This window comes from Micromonospora sp. DT178 (assembly GCF_049841695.1).
Lineage (GTDB): Bacteria > Actinomycetota > Actinomycetes > Mycobacteriales > Micromonosporaceae > Micromonospora.
The window spans coordinates 170,251-187,156 of record NZ_JBNCKV010000008.1; the positions used below are offsets into that span (position 1 = coordinate 170,251).

14 protein-coding genes are annotated in these 16,906 nt (G+C 73.0%); 6 read left to right on the forward strand and 8 right to left on the reverse strand.

Annotation, left to right across the window (positions count from 1 at the left end; translation table 11 throughout):
• Positions 1–4 precede the first annotated feature (4 nt).
• Genes ACLQ22_RS17175 through ACLQ22_RS17190 form a run of 4 tightly spaced genes read left to right on the forward strand, consistent with a single transcriptional unit; the run spans position 5 to position 4,855 of the window.
• A complete protein-coding gene (locus ACLQ22_RS17175) occupies positions 5–1,186 on the forward strand; it encodes an aminotransferase class I/II-fold pyridoxal phosphate-dependent enzyme (RefSeq protein WP_425693176.1) in 1,182 nt (393 codons plus the stop codon).
• Entirely contained in the window at positions 1,173–2,696 is a 1,524-nt protein-coding gene (locus ACLQ22_RS17180; RefSeq protein WP_425693177.1) for an aldehyde dehydrogenase family protein, read from the forward strand. The genes ACLQ22_RS17175 and ACLQ22_RS17180 overlap by 14 nt, the downstream gene beginning before the upstream one ends.
• Before the next feature lie 14 nt (positions 2,697–2,710).
• Positions 2,711–3,613, forward strand: a complete 903-nt coding sequence (locus ACLQ22_RS17185; RefSeq protein WP_121398513.1) for a phytanoyl-CoA dioxygenase family protein — start codon at positions 2,711–2,713, stop codon at positions 3,611–3,613.
• Entirely contained in the window at positions 3,614–4,855 is a 1,242-nt protein-coding gene (locus tag ACLQ22_RS17190) for an acyl-CoA dehydrogenase family protein (RefSeq protein WP_425693178.1), read from the forward strand.
• A 76-nt stretch (positions 4,856–4,931) separates the two neighbouring features.
• Here the strand turns inward: ACLQ22_RS17190 and ACLQ22_RS17195 are convergent, their stop codons facing one another.
• Together ACLQ22_RS17195 and ACLQ22_RS17200 are read right to left on the reverse strand one after the other, a co-directional pair.
• Positions 4,932–6,515, reverse strand: coding sequence for an amino acid adenylation domain-containing protein (locus ACLQ22_RS17195; protein WP_425693179.1), 1,584 nt, complete (start codon positions 6,513–6,515; stop codon positions 4,932–4,934).
• A gap of 179 nt (positions 6,516–6,694) precedes the next feature.
• Positions 6,695–8,059, reverse strand: coding sequence for a hypothetical protein (locus tag ACLQ22_RS17200; protein ID WP_425693180.1), 1,365 nt, complete (start codon positions 8,057–8,059; stop codon positions 6,695–6,697).
• 149 nt (positions 8,060–8,208) lie between these two features.
• Between ACLQ22_RS17200 and ACLQ22_RS17205 the strand changes: the two genes are divergently transcribed.
• On the forward strand, positions 8,209–8,703 hold the full coding sequence (locus ACLQ22_RS17205) for a MaoC family dehydratase (protein ID WP_121398517.1): 495 nt from the start codon (positions 8,209–8,211) through the stop codon (positions 8,701–8,703).
• A 1-nt stretch (position 8,704) separates the two neighbouring features.
• Here the strand turns inward: ACLQ22_RS17205 and ACLQ22_RS17210 are convergent, their stop codons facing one another.
• The 6 genes from ACLQ22_RS17210 to ACLQ22_RS17235 all read right to left on the reverse strand — a co-directional run bounded on the left by ACLQ22_RS17210 (position 8,705) and on the right by ACLQ22_RS17235 (position 14,624).
• A complete protein-coding gene (locus tag ACLQ22_RS17210; protein WP_425693181.1) occupies positions 8,705–9,667 on the reverse strand; it encodes an ornithine cyclodeaminase family protein in 963 nt (320 codons plus the stop codon).
• Positions 9,664–10,533, reverse strand: coding sequence for an HpcH/HpaI aldolase/citrate lyase family protein (locus ACLQ22_RS17215; protein ID WP_425693182.1), 870 nt, complete (start codon positions 10,531–10,533; stop codon positions 9,664–9,666). The genes ACLQ22_RS17210 and ACLQ22_RS17215 overlap by 4 nt, the downstream gene beginning before the upstream one ends.
• Positions 10,530–11,780, reverse strand: coding sequence for an aminotransferase class I/II-fold pyridoxal phosphate-dependent enzyme (locus tag ACLQ22_RS17220; RefSeq protein WP_425693183.1), 1,251 nt, complete (start codon positions 11,778–11,780; stop codon positions 10,530–10,532). The genes ACLQ22_RS17215 and ACLQ22_RS17220 overlap by 4 nt, the downstream gene beginning before the upstream one ends.
• On the reverse strand, positions 11,780–12,586 hold the full coding sequence (locus ACLQ22_RS17225) for a cupin-like domain-containing protein (RefSeq protein ID WP_425693313.1): 807 nt from the start codon (positions 12,584–12,586) through the stop codon (positions 11,780–11,782). The genes ACLQ22_RS17220 and ACLQ22_RS17225 overlap by 1 nt, the downstream gene beginning before the upstream one ends.
• A 101-nt stretch (positions 12,587–12,687) precedes the next feature.
• Positions 12,688–13,698: a 4-hydroxy-2-oxovalerate aldolase gene (gene dmpG / locus ACLQ22_RS17230; RefSeq protein ID WP_425693184.1), complete on the reverse strand. Its 1,011-nt coding sequence runs from the start codon at positions 13,696–13,698 to the stop codon at positions 12,688–12,690.
• Positions 13,695–14,624 carry an acetaldehyde dehydrogenase (acetylating) gene (locus ACLQ22_RS17235; RefSeq protein WP_425693185.1) on the reverse strand — a complete coding sequence of 310 codons (930 nt, stop codon included), beginning with the start codon at positions 14,622–14,624 and terminating at the stop codon, positions 13,695–13,697. Before ACLQ22_RS17235 ends, dmpG begins: the two co-directional genes overlap by 4 nt.
• Positions 14,625–15,474: 850 nt before the next feature.
• Between ACLQ22_RS17235 and ACLQ22_RS17240 the strand changes: the two genes are divergently transcribed.
• Positions 15,475–16,857 carry a hypothetical protein gene (locus tag ACLQ22_RS17240; protein ID WP_425693186.1) on the forward strand — a complete coding sequence of 461 codons (1,383 nt, stop codon included), beginning with the start codon at positions 15,475–15,477 and terminating at the stop codon, positions 16,855–16,857.
• Positions 16,858–16,906: the final 49 nt, after the last annotated feature.

Below are 16,906 nucleotides of genomic sequence, written 5' to 3' on the forward strand. Positions count from 1 at the left end.
GCAGATGACCGACGCGACCGACGCGTACGGACGGCGCTTGGGGGCCTACCTCGAGCAGTCCTCCTACTCGCGGCTGCGCGGCGGCCCGGGCGTGATCGACCTCGCCTTCGGCGATCCGCACGAGTTTCCCGCCCCGGCCCTGGTCGAGGTCCTGCAGCGGCACCTGAGCCCGCAGCACACCGACTGGTTCGCCTACACCCGCGACCACCCGCCGGCCCAGGAGTCGGTGGCGGCCGCCCTGAGCCGGGAACTCGCGCTGCCGTTCACCGCCGACGACGTCGCCCTGACCAACGGGGCGTTCGCGGGGCTGACCATCTGCCTGCGCAGCGTCTGCGACCCGGGCGACGAGGTGATCTACCTCGACCCCGCCTGGTTCTACTACGAGCCGATCATCGCCTCGGTCGGTGCGCTCCCCCGGCCGGTGGCGCTGACCCCCGGCTCCTGGCGACTCGACGCGGAACTCATCGCGGCGGCGATCACGCCCCGGACCAGTGCCGTCATCGTCAACAGCCCCAACAACCCGACCGGCGCCGTCTACACCGACGAGGAATTCGCCGCCCTCGCCGAGGTGCTGCGGGAAGCCTCCGTCCGCAACGGCCGGCCGATCTACCTGCTCTCCGACGAGGCGTACCGGCGCATCGTGTTCGACGGCCGGACGTGCCCCAGCCCGGCGACGCACTACCCGTTCACGTTCCTGGTGCACACCTACACCAAGACGCTGCTGCTGCCCGGGGAGCGCGTCGGCTACGTGGCGATCCCGCCGACCGTGCCCGACCCGGCGGTGCTCCGCCGGGCCCTGACCGTGGCCCGCCTGACCACCGGCTGGGCGTTCCCCAACAACTCGCTGCTGTTCGCCCTGCCCGAGCTGGAACAGCACGCGCTGCAGGTCAAGCCGATCGAGCAGCGCCGCGACCTGCTGGTCGACGCCCTGCGCGAGACCGGGTACGAGGTCCAGCCGAGCGAGGGAACGTTCTACCTGCTGGCCCGGGTGCCGGACGCGGACGACTGGGCACACGCGGCCCTACTCGAGGAGCGCGGGCTCCTGGTGCTGCCGGCCTCGGTGATGGGCGCCCCGGGCTACCTGCGGCTCTCCCTCACCGTCACCGACGACATGCTGGAGGAGACCATCGGCCGGCTGCGGTCGGCGCACCTCTCGGACCGGGAGCACGCCAGTGTCCAGCGGTGACCTCCGCGAGGCCGACGCGGCCGTGACGCACACCGGGGCGCCGGACGCACCGGCCCCGAGCCGCCGGGACGGGATGCCGGCCGCCGCCGTCTCCACCGGGGAGGAACGGCCCGACGTCGAGACCACCATGGCCCGCGCCCGTCGGGCCCAGGCGGAGGTCGAGTTCTGGCCGCAGGACCGCGTCGACGACCTGGTCGCGGCCCTCGGCTGGGCGGCCTACCAGGAGGACATCGCCCGGTCACTGGCCGACCTCGCGTACCGGGAGACCAGCCTCGGTGACCCGGAGCACCTGTTCACGCTCTACCGGCGCCGGGTCCTCGGCACGCTGCGCGACCTGCACGGGGTCGTCACCAGCGGGATCATCGAGGAGCTGCCGGAGCGGGGCCTGCGCAAGCTGGCCAAGCCGATCGGGGTGATCGCCGTGGCCAGCCCCGCCACCGCACCCTGCTCCGGGGTGGTCGGCAACGCCCTGCCGATGCTCAAGACCCGCAACGCGGTGGTCATCACCCCCAACCCCCGGGCCCGGCACTCCGCGGCCCGCACCGTCGAGCTGCTGCGTGGGGCCCTGGAGACGGTCGGCGCCCCGGCGGACCTCGTCCAGTGCCTGCCGGTCACCGACCGGCAGACCACCGAGGCCCTGATGGCCGCCGCCGACCTGGTCATCGCCGCCGGCGGGCCCGGCACGGTGCGCCGGGCGTACCGCAGCGGCACGCCGGCGATCAGCGCGGGCGTCGGCAACCCCGCGGTGATCGTGGACGCCTCGGCGGACGTGGCCGCCGCGGCGGAGCTGATCGTGCTCGGCGGCAGCTTCAACAACGGCACCTCCTGCTCGTCGGAGAGCAACGTGCTGGTGGACGCCGGGATCGCCGCCGCCTTCCGCGACCAGCTGGCCCGGCAGGGCGCCCACCTGTGCGACCCGGCCGAGACGGCGCGGCTGCGTACGCTGCTCTGGCCGGACGGGCGGCTACTCAACCGCGACGCGGTCGGTCGACCCGCCGCGGCGCTCGCCGCCGCCGCCGGGATCGACCTGGCCGAGCCGACCAAGACCACCGCCCTGGTGGCCCAGCTGCCGCCCCTGGCGCCCGGCGGTGTCCCGGCGCTCGACGACCCGATGCTCGGCGAGAAGCTGGCGCCGGTCTTCACCGTGTCGACGTTCAACGCCTTCGACGACGCGCTCGTCGCGGTGGAGGCGCTGCTGGGCCGGATCGGGCAGGGCCACAGCTGCGGCATCCACACCGAGCGGCCCGACCGGGTGGTCAGGCTGGCCGAGCGGGCCCGCGCCGGACGGGTCATGGTCAACCAGTCGACCGCCGTGGGCAACAGCGGCAGCTTCGACAACGGGATGCCGTTCACCCAGGTCATCGCCAGTGGCAGCTGGGGCGGTTGCTCCCGGTCGGAGAACGTGACCTGGCGCGACTTCCTCAACTACACCTACGTCTCACATCCCCTGCCGCCCAGCCTGCCGGACGAGGAGACCCTCTTCGGCGCCCACTGGCGGCGTCTTCCCTGACGGAGACCACTCACATGGACATCAGCCCTCCCGAGGCGCCACCGCGCGACCTCACCCAGGCCGAGATCGACGCCTTCCACACCGACGGCGTGGTCCGGCTCTCCGGCATGATCGACGACAAGTGGCTCGGCCGGATCGCCGAAGGCGTGGAGTACCTGCTCGCCAACCCGACCGTGCTGGCGCAGGCGACCGCGTTGCTGGGCGGCGGCGGCTTCGCCGGGGACGCCTTCATGTGGAAGACCCACGACGGCTTCCGCGACTTCATGTTCTTCTCCCCCGCCGCGCGCATCGCCCAGCAGCTGTTCGGCTCCACCGCGATCACGGCCTTCTACGACCAGATCTTCGCCAAGCCGGCCGGATCGGGTGCCCCGACGCCGTTCCACGAGGACGTCAGCTCCTGGCCGATCGCGGGCGACCAGGTGTGCGCGATGTGGATTCCCCTCGACCCGTGCACTCCCGACACCGCCGCGCTCCAGGTGGTGCGCGGTTCGCACCGCTGGGGCCGGCGCTACGTGCCGATCACCCCGGGAGCCACCCACCTGGGCCGGCGCGAGGAACTCGAGGCGGTGCCGGACGTGTCCGACCAGGAAATCCTCAGTTGGGACCTCACGCCCGGCGACATCGTGCTGTTCCACCCGGCCGCGTTGCACGGCGCCACCGGCACCGGCCCCGAGCGGCAGCGTCGGGCGTTCGTCTCCCGGTGGGTGGGCGACGGCGTCACCTTCCAGCCGCAGCACGCGGTCCTGCCGCTGCTGTGGGAACACGGCCTGCGGCCCGGTGATCCCATCGGGGGTCCGCTGTTCCCGAGGGTGCTGCCGACGCCGGTGCCGACGGAGACCGGCGCCCGCTTCGACGGCCCGCAGCAGCCCCACGCCGAGCGGGCCGAGGAGTTTCTCTCCATCCTGAGGATGCTGTAGGTGTTCGGAGAACTCACCGCCACGACCGCCGCCGGCCGGGAGCTGGTCTCCCTCGCCGAGGGCCACGTCGGCACCCTCACCGAACGGGCCGGCCGGCACGACCGGGACAACACGTTCGTCGCCGACAACTTCGCCGACCTGCGCGACAGCGGGGTGCTCTCCGCGTGCGCCCCGACCCGGCACGGCGGGCTGGGGGTCCGCTCCCTGCACGACGTGTTGGTCGCCGTCTCCCGGCTGGCCCGGGGCTGCGGGTCGACGGCCATCTGCGCGAACATGCACATGGCCTCGGTGTGGGGGCAGGTCCGCCGGTGGGAGCGGGCCGAGGCGGACGGCGACCGGGTCAGGGCGACGCAGCTCGACGCGATCCTGGAGGCGTTGGGCGGCTCCGACCTGATCATGGCCGGGGCGTCCACCGAACCGGGCGCGACGTGGAACGGCGCGCTCACCGAGGCCGTCCGCAAGGGCGACGAGTACGTCATCACCGGACGCAAGACGTTCGTCACCAACTCGGCCGTCGCGGACTCGTTCAACGTCGCGGTCCGGGTCGCCGATCCCGACGGCGGGTGGCGGCACGCCGAGGCCGTCGTCCTGGCCGGCACCCCCGGGCTGACCGTGCTGGGCGACTGGGACGCGTTGGGCATGCGGGGCTCCGGCAGCCACGGGCTCCTGCTGGAGGACTGTGTCGTCCCCGCCGACCGGGTCACGGTCGGCGAGCCGTTCGGCCCGCCGACGGCGGAGGACCTGGCGCGCTCCTGCGCGATCAACTTCCCCCTGCTGGGCGCCTCACTGGGGATCGCCGAGGCGGCCTTCCAGATCGCGGTGGAACACGCCACCAGGGTTCCCCGGCAGCCCGGGCGGGCGGCGCCGGCACACCACCCGTCCGTGCAGCGGGAGATCGCCACCATGGAGCTCGACCTCGCGGCCACCCGGGGGGTGCTGGAGCGCTCCGGACGCCTGGTGGACGCCCTGTTCGCCGCCGACCCGGCGGAGCAGTCCGAGGCCGCCGTCCGCGACGTCGTACGGGGTTGGCAGACCGCGAAGCTGCTGGCGAATCGCACGGCGGTGAGCACGGTCGACCGGGCCATGACGATCTGCGGCGGGGCGTCCTTCAGCAGCCGGCACCCCCTGTCCCGGCTCTACCGCGACGCCCGCGCGGGCGGCTTCATGCAGCCCTTCGGCTCGCTGGACGGCTACCCGTTCATCGGGCGGGTCGCGCTCGGACTCGACCCGCACGCCGACTGAAGCCGGCGGCTGCCGCGCGTGGGCCTGCGCCCTCCGGCCGACCCGTCCTGCCGACCCGGGGCGGCCGGGTCGGCAGCTACCGTCGCGCGCCGGGCCGGCCGGGTGCCGGCAACGCGCGCACGTCCAGCTTCCCGCTCGGCGTCCGGGGCAGCTCGTCGAGGCACACCACGGCGCCGGGCAGCAGGTAGTCGGGCAGCGTCTCGCGGAGCTGGTCGCGCAGCTCGCGGGCCGTCGGCCCGGGCGGCTCGCTCGGCACGACGTACGCGACCAGGCGCGGGACGGAGCCGGTCCCGCCGACCGGCACCACCGCCGCCCGGCGCACCCCGGCGCACCGGCGTACCGCCTGTTCCACCTCGCCCAGCTCGACGCGGTGGCCTCGGATCTTGACCTGGCCGTCCCGGCGGCCGTGGAACTCCACCAGTCCGTCGGGGTGGCGGGTCACCAGGTCACCGGTGCGGTAGCACCGGCCGTCGGGATGGCCGGTGGGGAACAGCTCGCCGGTCAGTCCGGCGTCGTCGCGGTAGCCGAGGGCGAGCCCCGCGCCGAAGATCAGCAGCTCCCCCTCGACGCCCGCCGCGACCGGGCGGAGGTCGGCGTCGACGACGGCGACCCGCGCGTTGTCGATCGGACGGCCGATCGGCACGGTGGCGGTGCCCGGGCGCGCCGCCGGGTCGGTCGGCACCTCGAAGGTGAGCGCGCCGACGGTGGTCTCGGTCGGGCCGTAGTGGTTGACCATCCGCACGTCCGACAGCTCGCGGACCTGGTCCACCAGCTCCCAGCGGCACGCCTCGCCGCCGACGATCAGCAGGCGGCGGGGCAGCACCCGCTCCGCCGCCTCGTCGAGCAGCGCCGCCAGGTGCGACGGGGTGATCTTCAGGACGTCGACGCGGTGCTCGTCCTGGTAGTCGGCGAAGTCGTCGGGATCCGTCGCGGTCCCGGTGGGCACCAGGTGGACCGCGTCTCCAACGGTGAGCGCCGGGTAGACCGCGGTGTGCCCGAGGTCCGTCGCGAGGCTGGTCACTGACGCGAAGCGAAGCTGTCCGCCGTCGGCCCGTTCCGGTTCGACCAGCCGGGCGACGAAGGCCGCGTAGTTGGCCAGGGCCGCGTGGGGGATCTCGACGACCTTGGGTACGCCGGTGGAGCCGGACGTGAACACGGTGTAGGCGAGCTGGTCCCCCGCCACCGGCGACGGCCCGCACGGCGCCCCGGCGCTCTCCGCCGCCGCCCCCGCGTCGATCCAGCCGGCCAGGTCGACGGCGAGCACCACCACCTGCCCGGACACCGGCGGGTCGTCGCGATCCGTCACCACGACGGCGGCCCCGCAGCCGCGCAACTGGCTCTCGACGCGGGCCCGGGGCTGGTTGGCGTCCACGCAGGCGTAGCCGGCCCCGGCGTGCAGCGCGGCCAGGCACGCCACCAGCTGGGCGGCGCCGCGGTGGGCCAGGACGGCCACCGGGGCGCCTGCCGCACCGTGGCGCCGCAGCACGTCGGCGAGACCCGCGACGGCGTGGCGAAGCTCGGTGTAGCTCAGCGTCGCGTCCGCGCCGACGACGGCCGTACGGTGACCGTGCCGTCCCGCGGCCACCCAGATCAGCGCGGGCACCGCCCGGTCGGGGTCCCATCCGGCCGACGGCCCGGACACCTCGGGATCGGCAGGCATGGCAGGTCCCTTCGGTTCGACGGCGGCGGGCCGACAGGCGGCCGTCGACCGTGGGGTCGCGCGGCACGGGCTTTCGGTGGCAGCGATCGTGACACGGGGGTCGCACCGCGACAACACCTCATTCGTGCCGCGAACCCCTATCGTCGCGACCGCTCGCGGACGACGGCACTCCCCTGTGGTCAGACCGCCACCATGCAGTTGTCCGAGCCGCTGTCGCGCCCCCGGGCGCTGACGATCCCGGCGGAGCCGTCGCCGTAGTAGCGGCAGAACAGGCCCGCCGCCCGCCCGCCGAACAGCAGCGGCCCGATCACCGGGGCGACCTCGGCGTCGTGGGGTTCGTCGGCGCCGTCGGCGACGAGCGCGACCCGGCACGTGCGTGGCGCCACGAAGTCCTGCACCACGCTGGTGCCGTCGGCGGCGGCCTCGGCGACCGCGGACTCCCACGTCGCCTGGTCGACCTCGCCGCCGATGACCACCTGCTTGCCGCTCTCGCCCAGGCCCGCCTTGAGCACCAGCAGGTCCCGGTTCGCCAGGACGAACGGGAGCAGCTCGACCTCGCGGCCCTCGCGCCCCGTCCTGCGGTCCGAGACGATCCGCGTCCACGGCACGTACCGGTCGACGAGGCTGCGCTCGGCCGCGCTCATCCACGGCCGGCCCTCCGACAGCAGGCCCATGGTCAGCTTGCTGTGCATGAAGGTCGACGTCTGGGTGCCCACGAGCAGGCAGCCGTTGTCCAGCGCGTCCTGCACGTAGCTGGTGTCGAGACCGGCGTCGAGCCAGTCCGGGATGGTGAAGTTGCGCAGCCCGATCGGGTAGCGCAGGTGGGGCGGGCAGTCCCACGCCTCCGGCAGCTCCTCGGGCTCGAAGAAGCGGGCGGTGAGGCCGTGGTTGTTGAGGTAGTCGGCCTCCAGCTGGAAGTAGCGGCTCTGCACGCCGTAGACCCGGGCGCTGCCGACGATGGCCACCCTGGGCGCCAGGCCCAGCTCGGCGCAGAGCGACCGGTACATCTCGGCGCGCACGGCGAACGGGTCCGGGGAGCTGAACGGGGTCCTGCCCTCGGCGTCGGCGTGGAGCTTGCGCCACACCTCGAGGCGGGAGTGCGTCTCCACCACGCCGCCGAGCGCGCCGCTGACGTTGAACTCCAGGAACTGCGGCCCGTCCGGCCCGATGACGACGTCGGGTCGCACGACGCAGTCCGGGTAGCGTTCCTCGACGAACGGGTCTCGCACCCAGAGCTGGTCCTCGCTCTGCGGCATGCGGTAGGCCGCCAGCCGGCCCTGCGTGGTGGGGGCCGTTTCGAGGGCGGTGCGGCGGAGCAGGTCGACCAGCGCGGCGGCCGCCCGGAAGATCTCGGCGTAGGACGCGCGCGGGATGGCGATCGGCGCCGCGGGCAGTAGCCGCTGGTAGGGCCAGCCCGTGTCCCGCAGCTCGTGGCGGAGCATCCCGCGGATCGTCTCGGCAGGCGCGGCCGGCGCCAGACGGTGCGTGCCGAACCACGGGTGCCCGGCCGGTCCCGCAGTGCCGACATGCTCGCGCACGGTCATCTGACGCTCCCCGGAGTTGCACGTCGGGCCGGCCGCCGGAGCGTGCTCGCGCGGGCCGGTGTCTCCGAAACGATGATCGACATAGACTAACATTCACGTTCGACGGGGACCGCGCCGGCTCGTCCACACGCGAAACGGGAGAACTGCCGATGACCTTGCGTCACGTCCAGGGCAACGAGTACCGCGAAGAGCACGGCGGGGACTACGAGGACTTCGAGCCCGGCATGGTGATCCGGCACTGGCCGGGCCGCACCATCTCCGAGACGGACAACACCTGGCTGACCCTGCTCACCATGAACCAGCACCCGCTGCACTTCGACGAGCACTACGGCGCGGGCAGCGAGTACGGGCGGGTGCTCGTCAACAGCGGGATCACCCTGTGCCTGATCGGCGGCATGACCGTGCAGGCCCTGTCGGCGCGGGCCGTGGCGAACCTCGGCTGGGACAAGGTCCGCCTGCGGGAGCCGGTCTTCGTCGGGGACACGCTGTACGCCACCAGCCGCATCCTCGACAAGCGCCTGAGCCGGTCCCGGCCCGGCCAGGGCATCGTCACGGTGGAGACGACGGGCACGAAGTCCACCGGCGAGACGGTCATCGTCTTCGAGCGTTCCTTCATGGTCCGCTGCCGGGAGAGCTCCTCCTGACCTACCCCCCGGGCGCCGCCCCCTCGTGCAGCGCCACCGCGGCGGCGGTGTCCTCGATGGCCATCCCGACCGTACGCAGGACCGACGTCCGCGCGCCGACGCGCACAGCGCCGGTGACCAGCGCGCCCAGCTCGTGCAGGTCGTCCACGCCGATCAGGCCGGCGGCCAGGGCGGCGCGCATCTCGCCGGCGCCCTCCAGCGCCGCGGTCCGGTCCTCGACGACCGCCACGGCGTCGGCCAGCAGGGCGGGGTCGAGTTCGATCGCGTCGGGGTGGGTGCCGCCGATGACGTTGACGTGGGCGCCGGGCGCCACCCAGTCCGCTTCCACCAGCGGCGTGTTGTCGCTGGTGGAGGTCGCCGTGCAGATGATCGCCGCGTCGGCGACGGCGGCCTTGGCGCTGTCGCAGACGCTCGCCTGCACCGGGTGGGGCACGACGTCGCCCACCCAGTCGGCGAACTGCTCCGCCCGGTTGCGGGTCCGCGAGAACACCCGGACGGTACGGATCCGGCGCACCGCCGCCACCGCGCGCACCAGTGACCGCGCCTGCACCCCCGCCCCGATGACCGCGAGGTCCTCGGCGTCCTCGGGGGCGCACCAGCGGGTCGCCAGGGCGGCGACCGCACCGGTGCGGACGGCGGTCAGCTCCGCGCCGTCGAGCAGGGCCGTGATCTGCCCGGTGGTCAGGTCCGTCAGCGCGACGATCCCGTGGATCAGCGGCAGCCCGCGCCCCGGGTTGTCGGGGGTGAGCGTGGTGATCTTGACACTGCCCACCCCGCGCCGCTCCCAGACCGCGGGGCTGACCAGCAGGACCCGCTGGGGGCCGTGTTCGATGACGGTGCGCGCCGGGGAGTCGGTCCGGCCGGCGGCCAGGTCCGCGAACATCTCGCCCAGCGCGTCGATCACCCGCACCAGCTGGGGCGTACCCGCCATCTGCGCGGCGCCGACCGTCACCGGCCCGGTCATCCGGCAGCTCCCTCGGTGCCGAACCGGACGGCCCAGGCGTCCTCGCGGGACACCGTGGCGCGGGCCATCCGGGCGAACGGCGGGCCGACCATGTTGCCGTCCAGCACCGCGATCCCGCCGTTGGCCGCCCGTACGGCCTCGGCCACCCGGCGCGCCAGGCGCAGGTCGTCCGCCTGGGGGCGCAGCACCCGGTTGATCTCGTCGAGCTCGCCCGGGTGCACCGTCGCCTTGCCGTGGAAGCCGAGCGCCCGCACCCGGGCGGTCTCCTGCGCCAGGACGGCCGGCTCGGCGAGCCGGAAGTTGGCGGTGTCGATGCAGGCGGTGCCGTGCCGCGCGCAGGCCAGCGCCATCGCCTGCCGGGCGGCGAGCATGGCCTCCCAGGTGATCTCGACCCCGAGCGTCGCGGCCAGGTCGGCCGAGCCGAGGACCAGCCCGTCACTGGCCGCGGCGATCGCGTCGATCTCCGCGACCGCCTCCACGGTCTCCACGGTCACGTAGATCTCCGGATGCGCGTCGGCGGAGGCCAGGATCCGCCGCAGCAGGGCCACCTCGGCCGCCGAGGTCACCATCGTCATCATGACGATGCCGGGCCGCACCGAGCCCTCCGTGAGCGCCACCAGGTCCTGCACCGCCGCGACGCTGCCCAGCTCGTTGATGCGTACCGCGACGTTCTCCGGCCGTGGCGCCTTCTCCAGGGCGGCCCGGCACACGGTGCGCGCGGCCGGCTTCTCGGCCGCCGGTACGGAGTCCTCCAGGTCGATCAGGTGGACGTCCGCGTCGTAGGACCACGCCTTCACGACCCGGTCCAGCGACAGCGCCGGGGTGTAGAGGATGCTGCGCGGGATCGCCCGCGCGGCGCCGGTCACCGGGTCACCGGCTCGGGTCGCGCGGCCGGGCGGGCGCCCGCGTCGACGAGCACGGAGCACAGCCGGGTGATCTGTTCCTCGGTCTGGCCCGCGCGCAGCATGACCCGCAGGCCGGCGGTGCCGCGCGCGACGATCGGGAAGAACACCGGCGAGGTGTAGAACCCGGCCGCGAAGACCCGCTGGGCCGCCTCGACGACGGTCTCGTCGCTCATCGGCACCACCCGGATCGGGTACGTGCTGCCGGACTGTTCGGTGGCGAGCAGCGAGTCGAACAGCGCGATGTTGGACCGCAGCCGCCCCTGCAACCGGGTGAGTTCCTCGGTGCGGTGGATCTCGGCCGAGGCGAGCGCGGCGCCCACCGCGGCGGCGTTCATCTTCTGCGAGTAGCCCAGGGGCCCGGCGAAGCGTTCGATGATCCGCCGCGTCTCCTTGGGGAAGCCGTCCAGCAGGATTGCCGTGCCGCCCGCCCCGAAGCCCTTGCTCAGGGTCGCGACGGTGATGGTCCGGTCGTCGCGCACCGGGCAGTGCGAGCGGACGTAGCCGATGCCGCGCTCGCCGTACGCCGACAGCGAGTGCGAGTCGTCGTAGAAGACCAGCATGTTGTACTTGTCCTGCAACACGGCCAGTTCCTCGACAGGCGCGTAGCCGCCGAGGCTGTCCGAGCCGTCCACGACGTAGCAGACGCGCTCGTAGGTGCGGCACATGTCCTCGAGGTAGTCGAGGTCGTGGTGGCGGCAGGTGACGACCTCGGTCTCGTCGGCGCAGTTCGGCTTGGCGTTGGCCATCGACACGTGGGCGTTCTTGTCGAAGACCATCAGCGGGCGGGTGCCGTTGCCGAGGTGCCCAGACGCGATCAGCGGCAGCAGGCCGGTGCTGGCCGCCGCCGTGGAGATCGCGCTGATCACCATGGCGTCGAACAGCTCGCCCAGCGACTCCTCCAGCTCCAGCAGCACCGACGTCTGCACGCGGGTACGCGGGATGCAGTGGTCCAGCACGCCGAATCGACGCAGCGCGTCGACGGCCCCGTCGATCACCTTGGGGTGGGTGTCCAGGTCCAGGTAGGAGCAGACGGTGAAGTTGACGAACTCGTGGCCGTCGGCCATCCGGAACACGCCGTCGGAGAGGTCGCCGACGATGCCGGCGACCCCGTGCTCCTCGGAGAGGTTCCAGAAGGTGTTCCCCACACCGATGAGCTTGTCGTTGTTGCGGTAGCGGTGGGTGGGGGTGATGGTCTTGCGCTCGCTCATCAGGAGTTCACCTCGGTGGGCTTGTAGCTGTAGACACCCTTGACCCTCCGGTAGGCGTACGTGTACAGCGCGACGCCGAGCGCGTGCGGCCTGCGGAGGATCTTCTTCGACTTCAGCCAGAAATTGACGTTGATATTCATCTCGTCCAGCGACTCGGCCTGGTGCCACCAGCCGAGCGGCAGGTAGAGCATGTGGCCCGGTTCGAGGACGAAGTCACGGCGCTGGGCGAGCTTGGGCGCCACCCTCGGGTAGCGCGCCAGGTCCACGTTGTCCAGGTCGAAGACCTGGGACTTGTCCCCGAACCCGCGCAGCACCGAGCGCGGGTAGTACTCGCGGGAACCGGGCGGGGCGATGATGAACCGCTTGCGGCCCTCCAGCGCGATGTTGAAGTTCTCGAACTCGTCGAAGTGGTTCTTGGTGAACACACCGCGGTGGCTGATCCACAGGTTCGCCGCGTACAGCGTGTCACCGTAGCCGAAGAACTTGTCCGCGTCGAAGCCGATGACGGCGTTCACGTCGGCCGGGCTGTTGCGGATGTTCGACACCACCCGGTGCCACGTGCCCGGGGTGGTCAGGTGGCGCTCGTCGGCGAAGAAGTCGCGCAGCTTGATGTCGCGGGTCTCCCAGCGCCCCGGGTGGTTCTTGTCGCCCGGCTCGGTGAACAGGGTGACGGTCATGTCGGCCAGCCGACTCGCCACGCCGTCGCGGCCGAGCCCCTGCACGTCGCCCGGCAGCGCGATCACCACGGGCACGTCGGCCTTGAACAGGCCGCCGGGACCGACGGCCATGAACTCGTCGAACGTCATGCGGGCCACGGGGACACCCGCCGACCCGTTCGCGTTGGACACTGCGTCCGAAACTCCCATGTCGCCTTTCCTCACTGCTGGGGGCCGCGGTGCGCGGCCGGTCACGTGGTGACCCTACGGGCGCTCAGCTCCGCCACCACGTCCACGATCAGGTCCTCCTGGCCAGCGATGGCCTGCCGCCTGCCGAGTTCGAAGAACACGTCACGCGCGTCGACGCCGGCGCGGCCGGACAGCTCGACCACCCGGTGCTTGAACCCGGAGAACACCCCGGCCAGGCCGCTCACGATGGACATCGAGGCGGTCACCGGCGGCGCGGGCATGAGTTCGCGTTCCGCGAGGTCGGCGGCGTCGAGGAGCGCGTACAGGTCGATGCCGGTCGCGAACCCGCTGCGCTCCAGCACCGGGACGAGCACCTCGAGCTGGGTGTTGCCCGCCCCGGCGCCGAAGCCGCGCGCGCAACCGTCGATGATCAGGGCGCCGGCCTGCGCCGCGGCCACCGAGTTGGCGACGGCCATGCCGAGGTTGTCGTGGCCGTGGAAGATCACCGGCGTGTCGACCGCCGCGGCGATCGCACCGATCCGCGCGGTGACGTCGGCGGGCAGGAAGTGGCCCGCCGAGTCCATGATCCCGACCGCCTGCGCGCCGTACGCGACGGCCTGCGCGGCGTGCTCGGCCAGTTCGCCGGGGGACGCCATGTGGCTCATCATCAGCACGCAGTGCGCCTCGGCGCCGGCCTCGCGCAGCACGTCCAGGTGGCGCTCGGCCAACGACGTCTCGGTGGCGTGCACACCGATGCGGACGACGTCGGCGCCGTGGCCGATCGCGCGCCGCAGGTCGTCGGAGGTGCCCCAACCCGGCAGCATGAACACGCCCATCCGGCTGTGCCGCAGCGCCTCCCGGACCGTCGACAGCATCTCGTCGTCGCTGACCGCCGCCTGCCCGACCTGCAGGGACGACGCGCCGAGGCCGTTGCCGTGGCCGACCTCGACCACCGGGATCCGCGCCGCGTCCGCCGCCTCCGCGTACCGGCGCAGGGCGAGGGCCCCGAGCTGGTGGCGGACCGCGTGCTGGCCGTCGCGCAGCGTCGGGTCGTGGATCACGACGTTCCTCATCGGGCCGCCTCCGTCCGGGCGGACCGGCCCAGCCGGGCCGCGTGCTGCTCGGCGACCAGGATGGCGGCCGAGTTGATGATGTCGAGGTTGCCGGCGTACCGGGGCAGCACGTCGCTGTGGGCGGTGACCTGGAGGGCGACCGTCACCCGGTCGTCGACCACGGTGCAGGCGGTCACCGCGTAGCCGGGGGCGAACGACCGCACCTGCTCGGCCACCGGGTCCACCGCCGCACGCACCGCGGCGACGTCGGCGCCGGGAATCCGCGCGTGCACGGCCGTCCGGAACGTCGCCGGCGGCACCGCCGGGCTGATGTTGAGGATCGCCTTGACGTCGGGTACGCCGGAGAACGTCGTGACGGCGTGCCGGGTGGTCGCCACGTACTCGTCGAGGTTCAACCGCGTGCCGCGGCCCGCGACGTCGCTGGCCACCGTCGAGACGACCTCGATGTAGCTCACCGGGAAGCGGGCGGCGAGCGCGTGCGCGACCGGGATGGACGCCTGACCGCCGCAGCTGATCAGGTTGATGTTGCGCCCGGTCGTCGCCTCCACCCCGGTCACGGTCGGCACCACCATCCGGCCCGCCCTGCTGGGTGTCAGGTCGACCACCAGCGTGCCGAGCGGCTCCAGCAGCGACCAGTGGCGCAGGTGCGACGCCGCGTTGGTGGCGTCGAACACGACGTCGAACGCGTCCCCCGCCGCCAGCACGGCGTCGATCCCGGCGGCGCTGACGGGGTAGCCGAACCGCTCGGCGTGCCGCAGGCCCGCCGAGTCCGGATTGCGCCCGGCCACCAGCCGGCAGTCCAGCAGGGAGGAACGGTGGATCTTGCTGATCAGGTCCTGACCGATCGCCCCGGTGCCGATGACGGCCACGGTGGCGGGTTCGACGACGCGGACCTCGGCGTCGGTCACGTCCGCGGTGAGACTCAAGGCGTGCCTCCAGGGCGCCGGAGCCGGCCGGTCCGCGACCACCGGGCGAGGGATCGGCGGGTACGGATCGGATGGCTCGGGTCGTAGGTTCTCAAGTAGGTCGTCCTCACCAGTCGATGTGCACGGCGTCCCGGACGGAACCTCGTGCGGCACCACGGGGGCCGGGTGCGCGGGGTCGGCGTGCCGGGCGTCGTCGCCCAGCCGTGCCGTCTCCCGTGTTTGCGGGTGCCCGGACGACCCGCGCGACGCCCACTGCGGCGCGACCGCCCTCGCGGGCGTCGCGGCCGGTGAGTCGTCGGGAGACGGGTGCGCCGGGCGCATGTCGGGACACGTCGTGACCGGGAGTCGTCCGGCGGATTCCGTTCGCTCGGAATTGCCGCTTCGTCGAACAACAATCGGACATATAGCTTGATCTCAGAAGTCTCGACGTAATATCCGAAGAAGCCCCCGTCTACAAGCACGACAACCAATGCGGCCGTTGCGCTCCACGTCAGCCGCAGCGCTCCGCCGGCATCGAAGCTATCAGATGGTCGCGCCGAGTGAACCTGGCTGTTGGGTCACTCTCACGACACTCCACGCTGGGGTGTGACGGCACCGACGGCACTGCGCCGTCGACGCCGGCACGACCATTTGCGACTATCTTCGTCAGCCCCACCGTGCTGGCATTTTCGGACGGTCCGGTCGAATTGTCGACGGCGGTGGATCGGCAGCTCGAAAGGGGAGACGAAATTTGTGGTCCGCCGCCCGCCGGCGAAGCTCGACCGGCGACGGACGACCATCACCGCCGCACCCCCTGCCGGCCCCGCCCGGCCCCGAACCGGACGCGCCACCCGCCCCGAAAGGACACACCATGACGACCACCCGGCCGCCCGCAGTGAGCAGGTCGCCACTGGGCCGCGCGTACGCCGAGCACCTCGCCCGGAGCGCGTCGACGGACCACCCGACCGCCGCCGCCCTGGACTCGGTCATCCTCGAGCCGTACCGGGACCGGTTCATGAGCGGCCCCGCCTTCCTGGCGGAGAGCGAGTGCCGGGCCGTCGCCCGGGACCTCCGCACGGTCTACGACCTGCTGCGTGCCCTGCCGGAGCGGGTGTTCGACGGGGACCTCACCGCGCTGGCCGAGGCCGTCGGCATGGATCCCCGGCAGACGGCGCTGATCACGCGCGGCGCCCGCGCCGGGTCGCTCGTCCCGCTGGGCCGCGCCGACCTCTACCACGACGGCTCGGGCTTCCGCCTACTCGAGTTCAACCTCACCAGCGCCCTCGGCGGCTTCGAGTGTGCCGAAATCAACCGGGCGATGCTGGCGTACCCGCCGCTGCGGGAGTTCGTGGACCGGCACCGGCTCCGGTACCGGGACACGCTGGGCTGCATCGTGCGGACGATGTACGCCGAGTGCGCCGCGATGATCCCCGCGGACCGACCGCCCGTCGTCGCCGTGGTGGACACGACGGAGAACTACCCGATCGTGGGCGGCCGGCTGGAGGTGCTCGCCGAGCTGCTCGCCGGGTACGGGATCGAGGGGATCGGCTGCCACCTCGGCCAGTTCACGTACCCGCAGGGCCGGCCGACCGTGGCGGGCCGCGCCGTCGACGTCGTCCTGCGCTACTTCCTGCCCGAGGACCTGGCGGACCCGGCGGTGGAGGCCCAGGTGGAGCCGCTGCTGGTCTCCGCGGAGCAGGAGAAGGTCGGCCTGTTCAGCCGCCTGGACGCCGAGCTCTACGGCAACAAGGGCACCCTGGCCATGCTCTCCGACGACCGGCACCGGGGCCTGTTCGACGCCGACGAGCTGGCCTGCCTCGACCGGATCCTGCCGTGGACCCGGCACGTACGCCCGCGCGGCACCGATCCCGAGGGGGCCGAGGTCGACCTGCTCGCCTACGCCCGCGCCCGGCGCGACGAGCTGGTCCTGAAGCCGACGCTGCTGCACGGGGGCAACGGCGTGCTCGCCGGCTGGACGGTGGACGCCGCCGAGTGGCGGTCCCGGCTCGACTCCGCGCTGGACGGCCCGTTCGTGCTGCAACGCCGGGTCCGGCCCGCCGCCGAACCGTTTCCCGACGGCGCGGGCGGCGTGCAGGACCTCTACCTCAACTGGGGGGTCTACCTGGCCGACCGCGACGTCGTGGACGAGGACGGATACGCCGGCTGCCTCGTCCGTGGCAGCACCGACCCGGGGGTCGGGGTGGTCAGCATGGCCGGCGGCGCGAGGATCGGCTGCACCTTCCACGGCGGCTGAGCGCCGCCACCGGCCGGGTGCGGGCGGTCGCGCCCGTACCGCCGCCTGC

Coding starts and splice junctions, on each gene's coding strand:
- ACLQ22_RS17175 (WP_425693176.1), top strand. CDS start 5: ATGACCGACGCGACCGACGCGTACGGACGGCGCTTGGGGGCCTACCTC.
- ACLQ22_RS17185 (WP_121398513.1), top strand. CDS start 2,711: ATGGACATCAGCCCTCCCGAGGCGCCACCGCGCGACCTCACCCAGGCC.
- ACLQ22_RS17195 (WP_425693179.1), bottom strand. CDS start 6,515: ATGCCTGCCGATCCCGAGGTGTCCGGGCCGTCGGCCGGATGGGACCCC.
- ACLQ22_RS17200 (WP_425693180.1), bottom strand. CDS start 8,059: ATGACCGTGCGCGAGCATGTCGGCACTGCGGGACCGGCCGGGCACCCG.
- ACLQ22_RS17205 (WP_121398517.1), top strand. CDS start 8,209: ATGACCTTGCGTCACGTCCAGGGCAACGAGTACCGCGAAGAGCACGGC.
- ACLQ22_RS17210 (WP_425693181.1), bottom strand. CDS start 9,667: ATGACCGGGCCGGTGACGGTCGGCGCCGCGCAGATGGCGGGTACGCCC.
- ACLQ22_RS17220 (WP_425693183.1), bottom strand. CDS start 11,780: ATGAGCGAGCGCAAGACCATCACCCCCACCCACCGCTACCGCAACAAC.
- ACLQ22_RS17225 (WP_425693313.1), bottom strand. CDS start 12,586: ATGACGTTCGACGAGTTCATGGCCGTCGGTCCCGGCGGCCTGTTCAAG.
- dmpG (WP_425693184.1), bottom strand. CDS start 13,698: ATGAGGAACGTCGTGATCCACGACCCGACGCTGCGCGACGGCCAGCAC.
- ACLQ22_RS17240 (WP_425693186.1), top strand. CDS start 15,475: ATGACGACCACCCGGCCGCCCGCAGTGAGCAGGTCGCCACTGGGCCGC.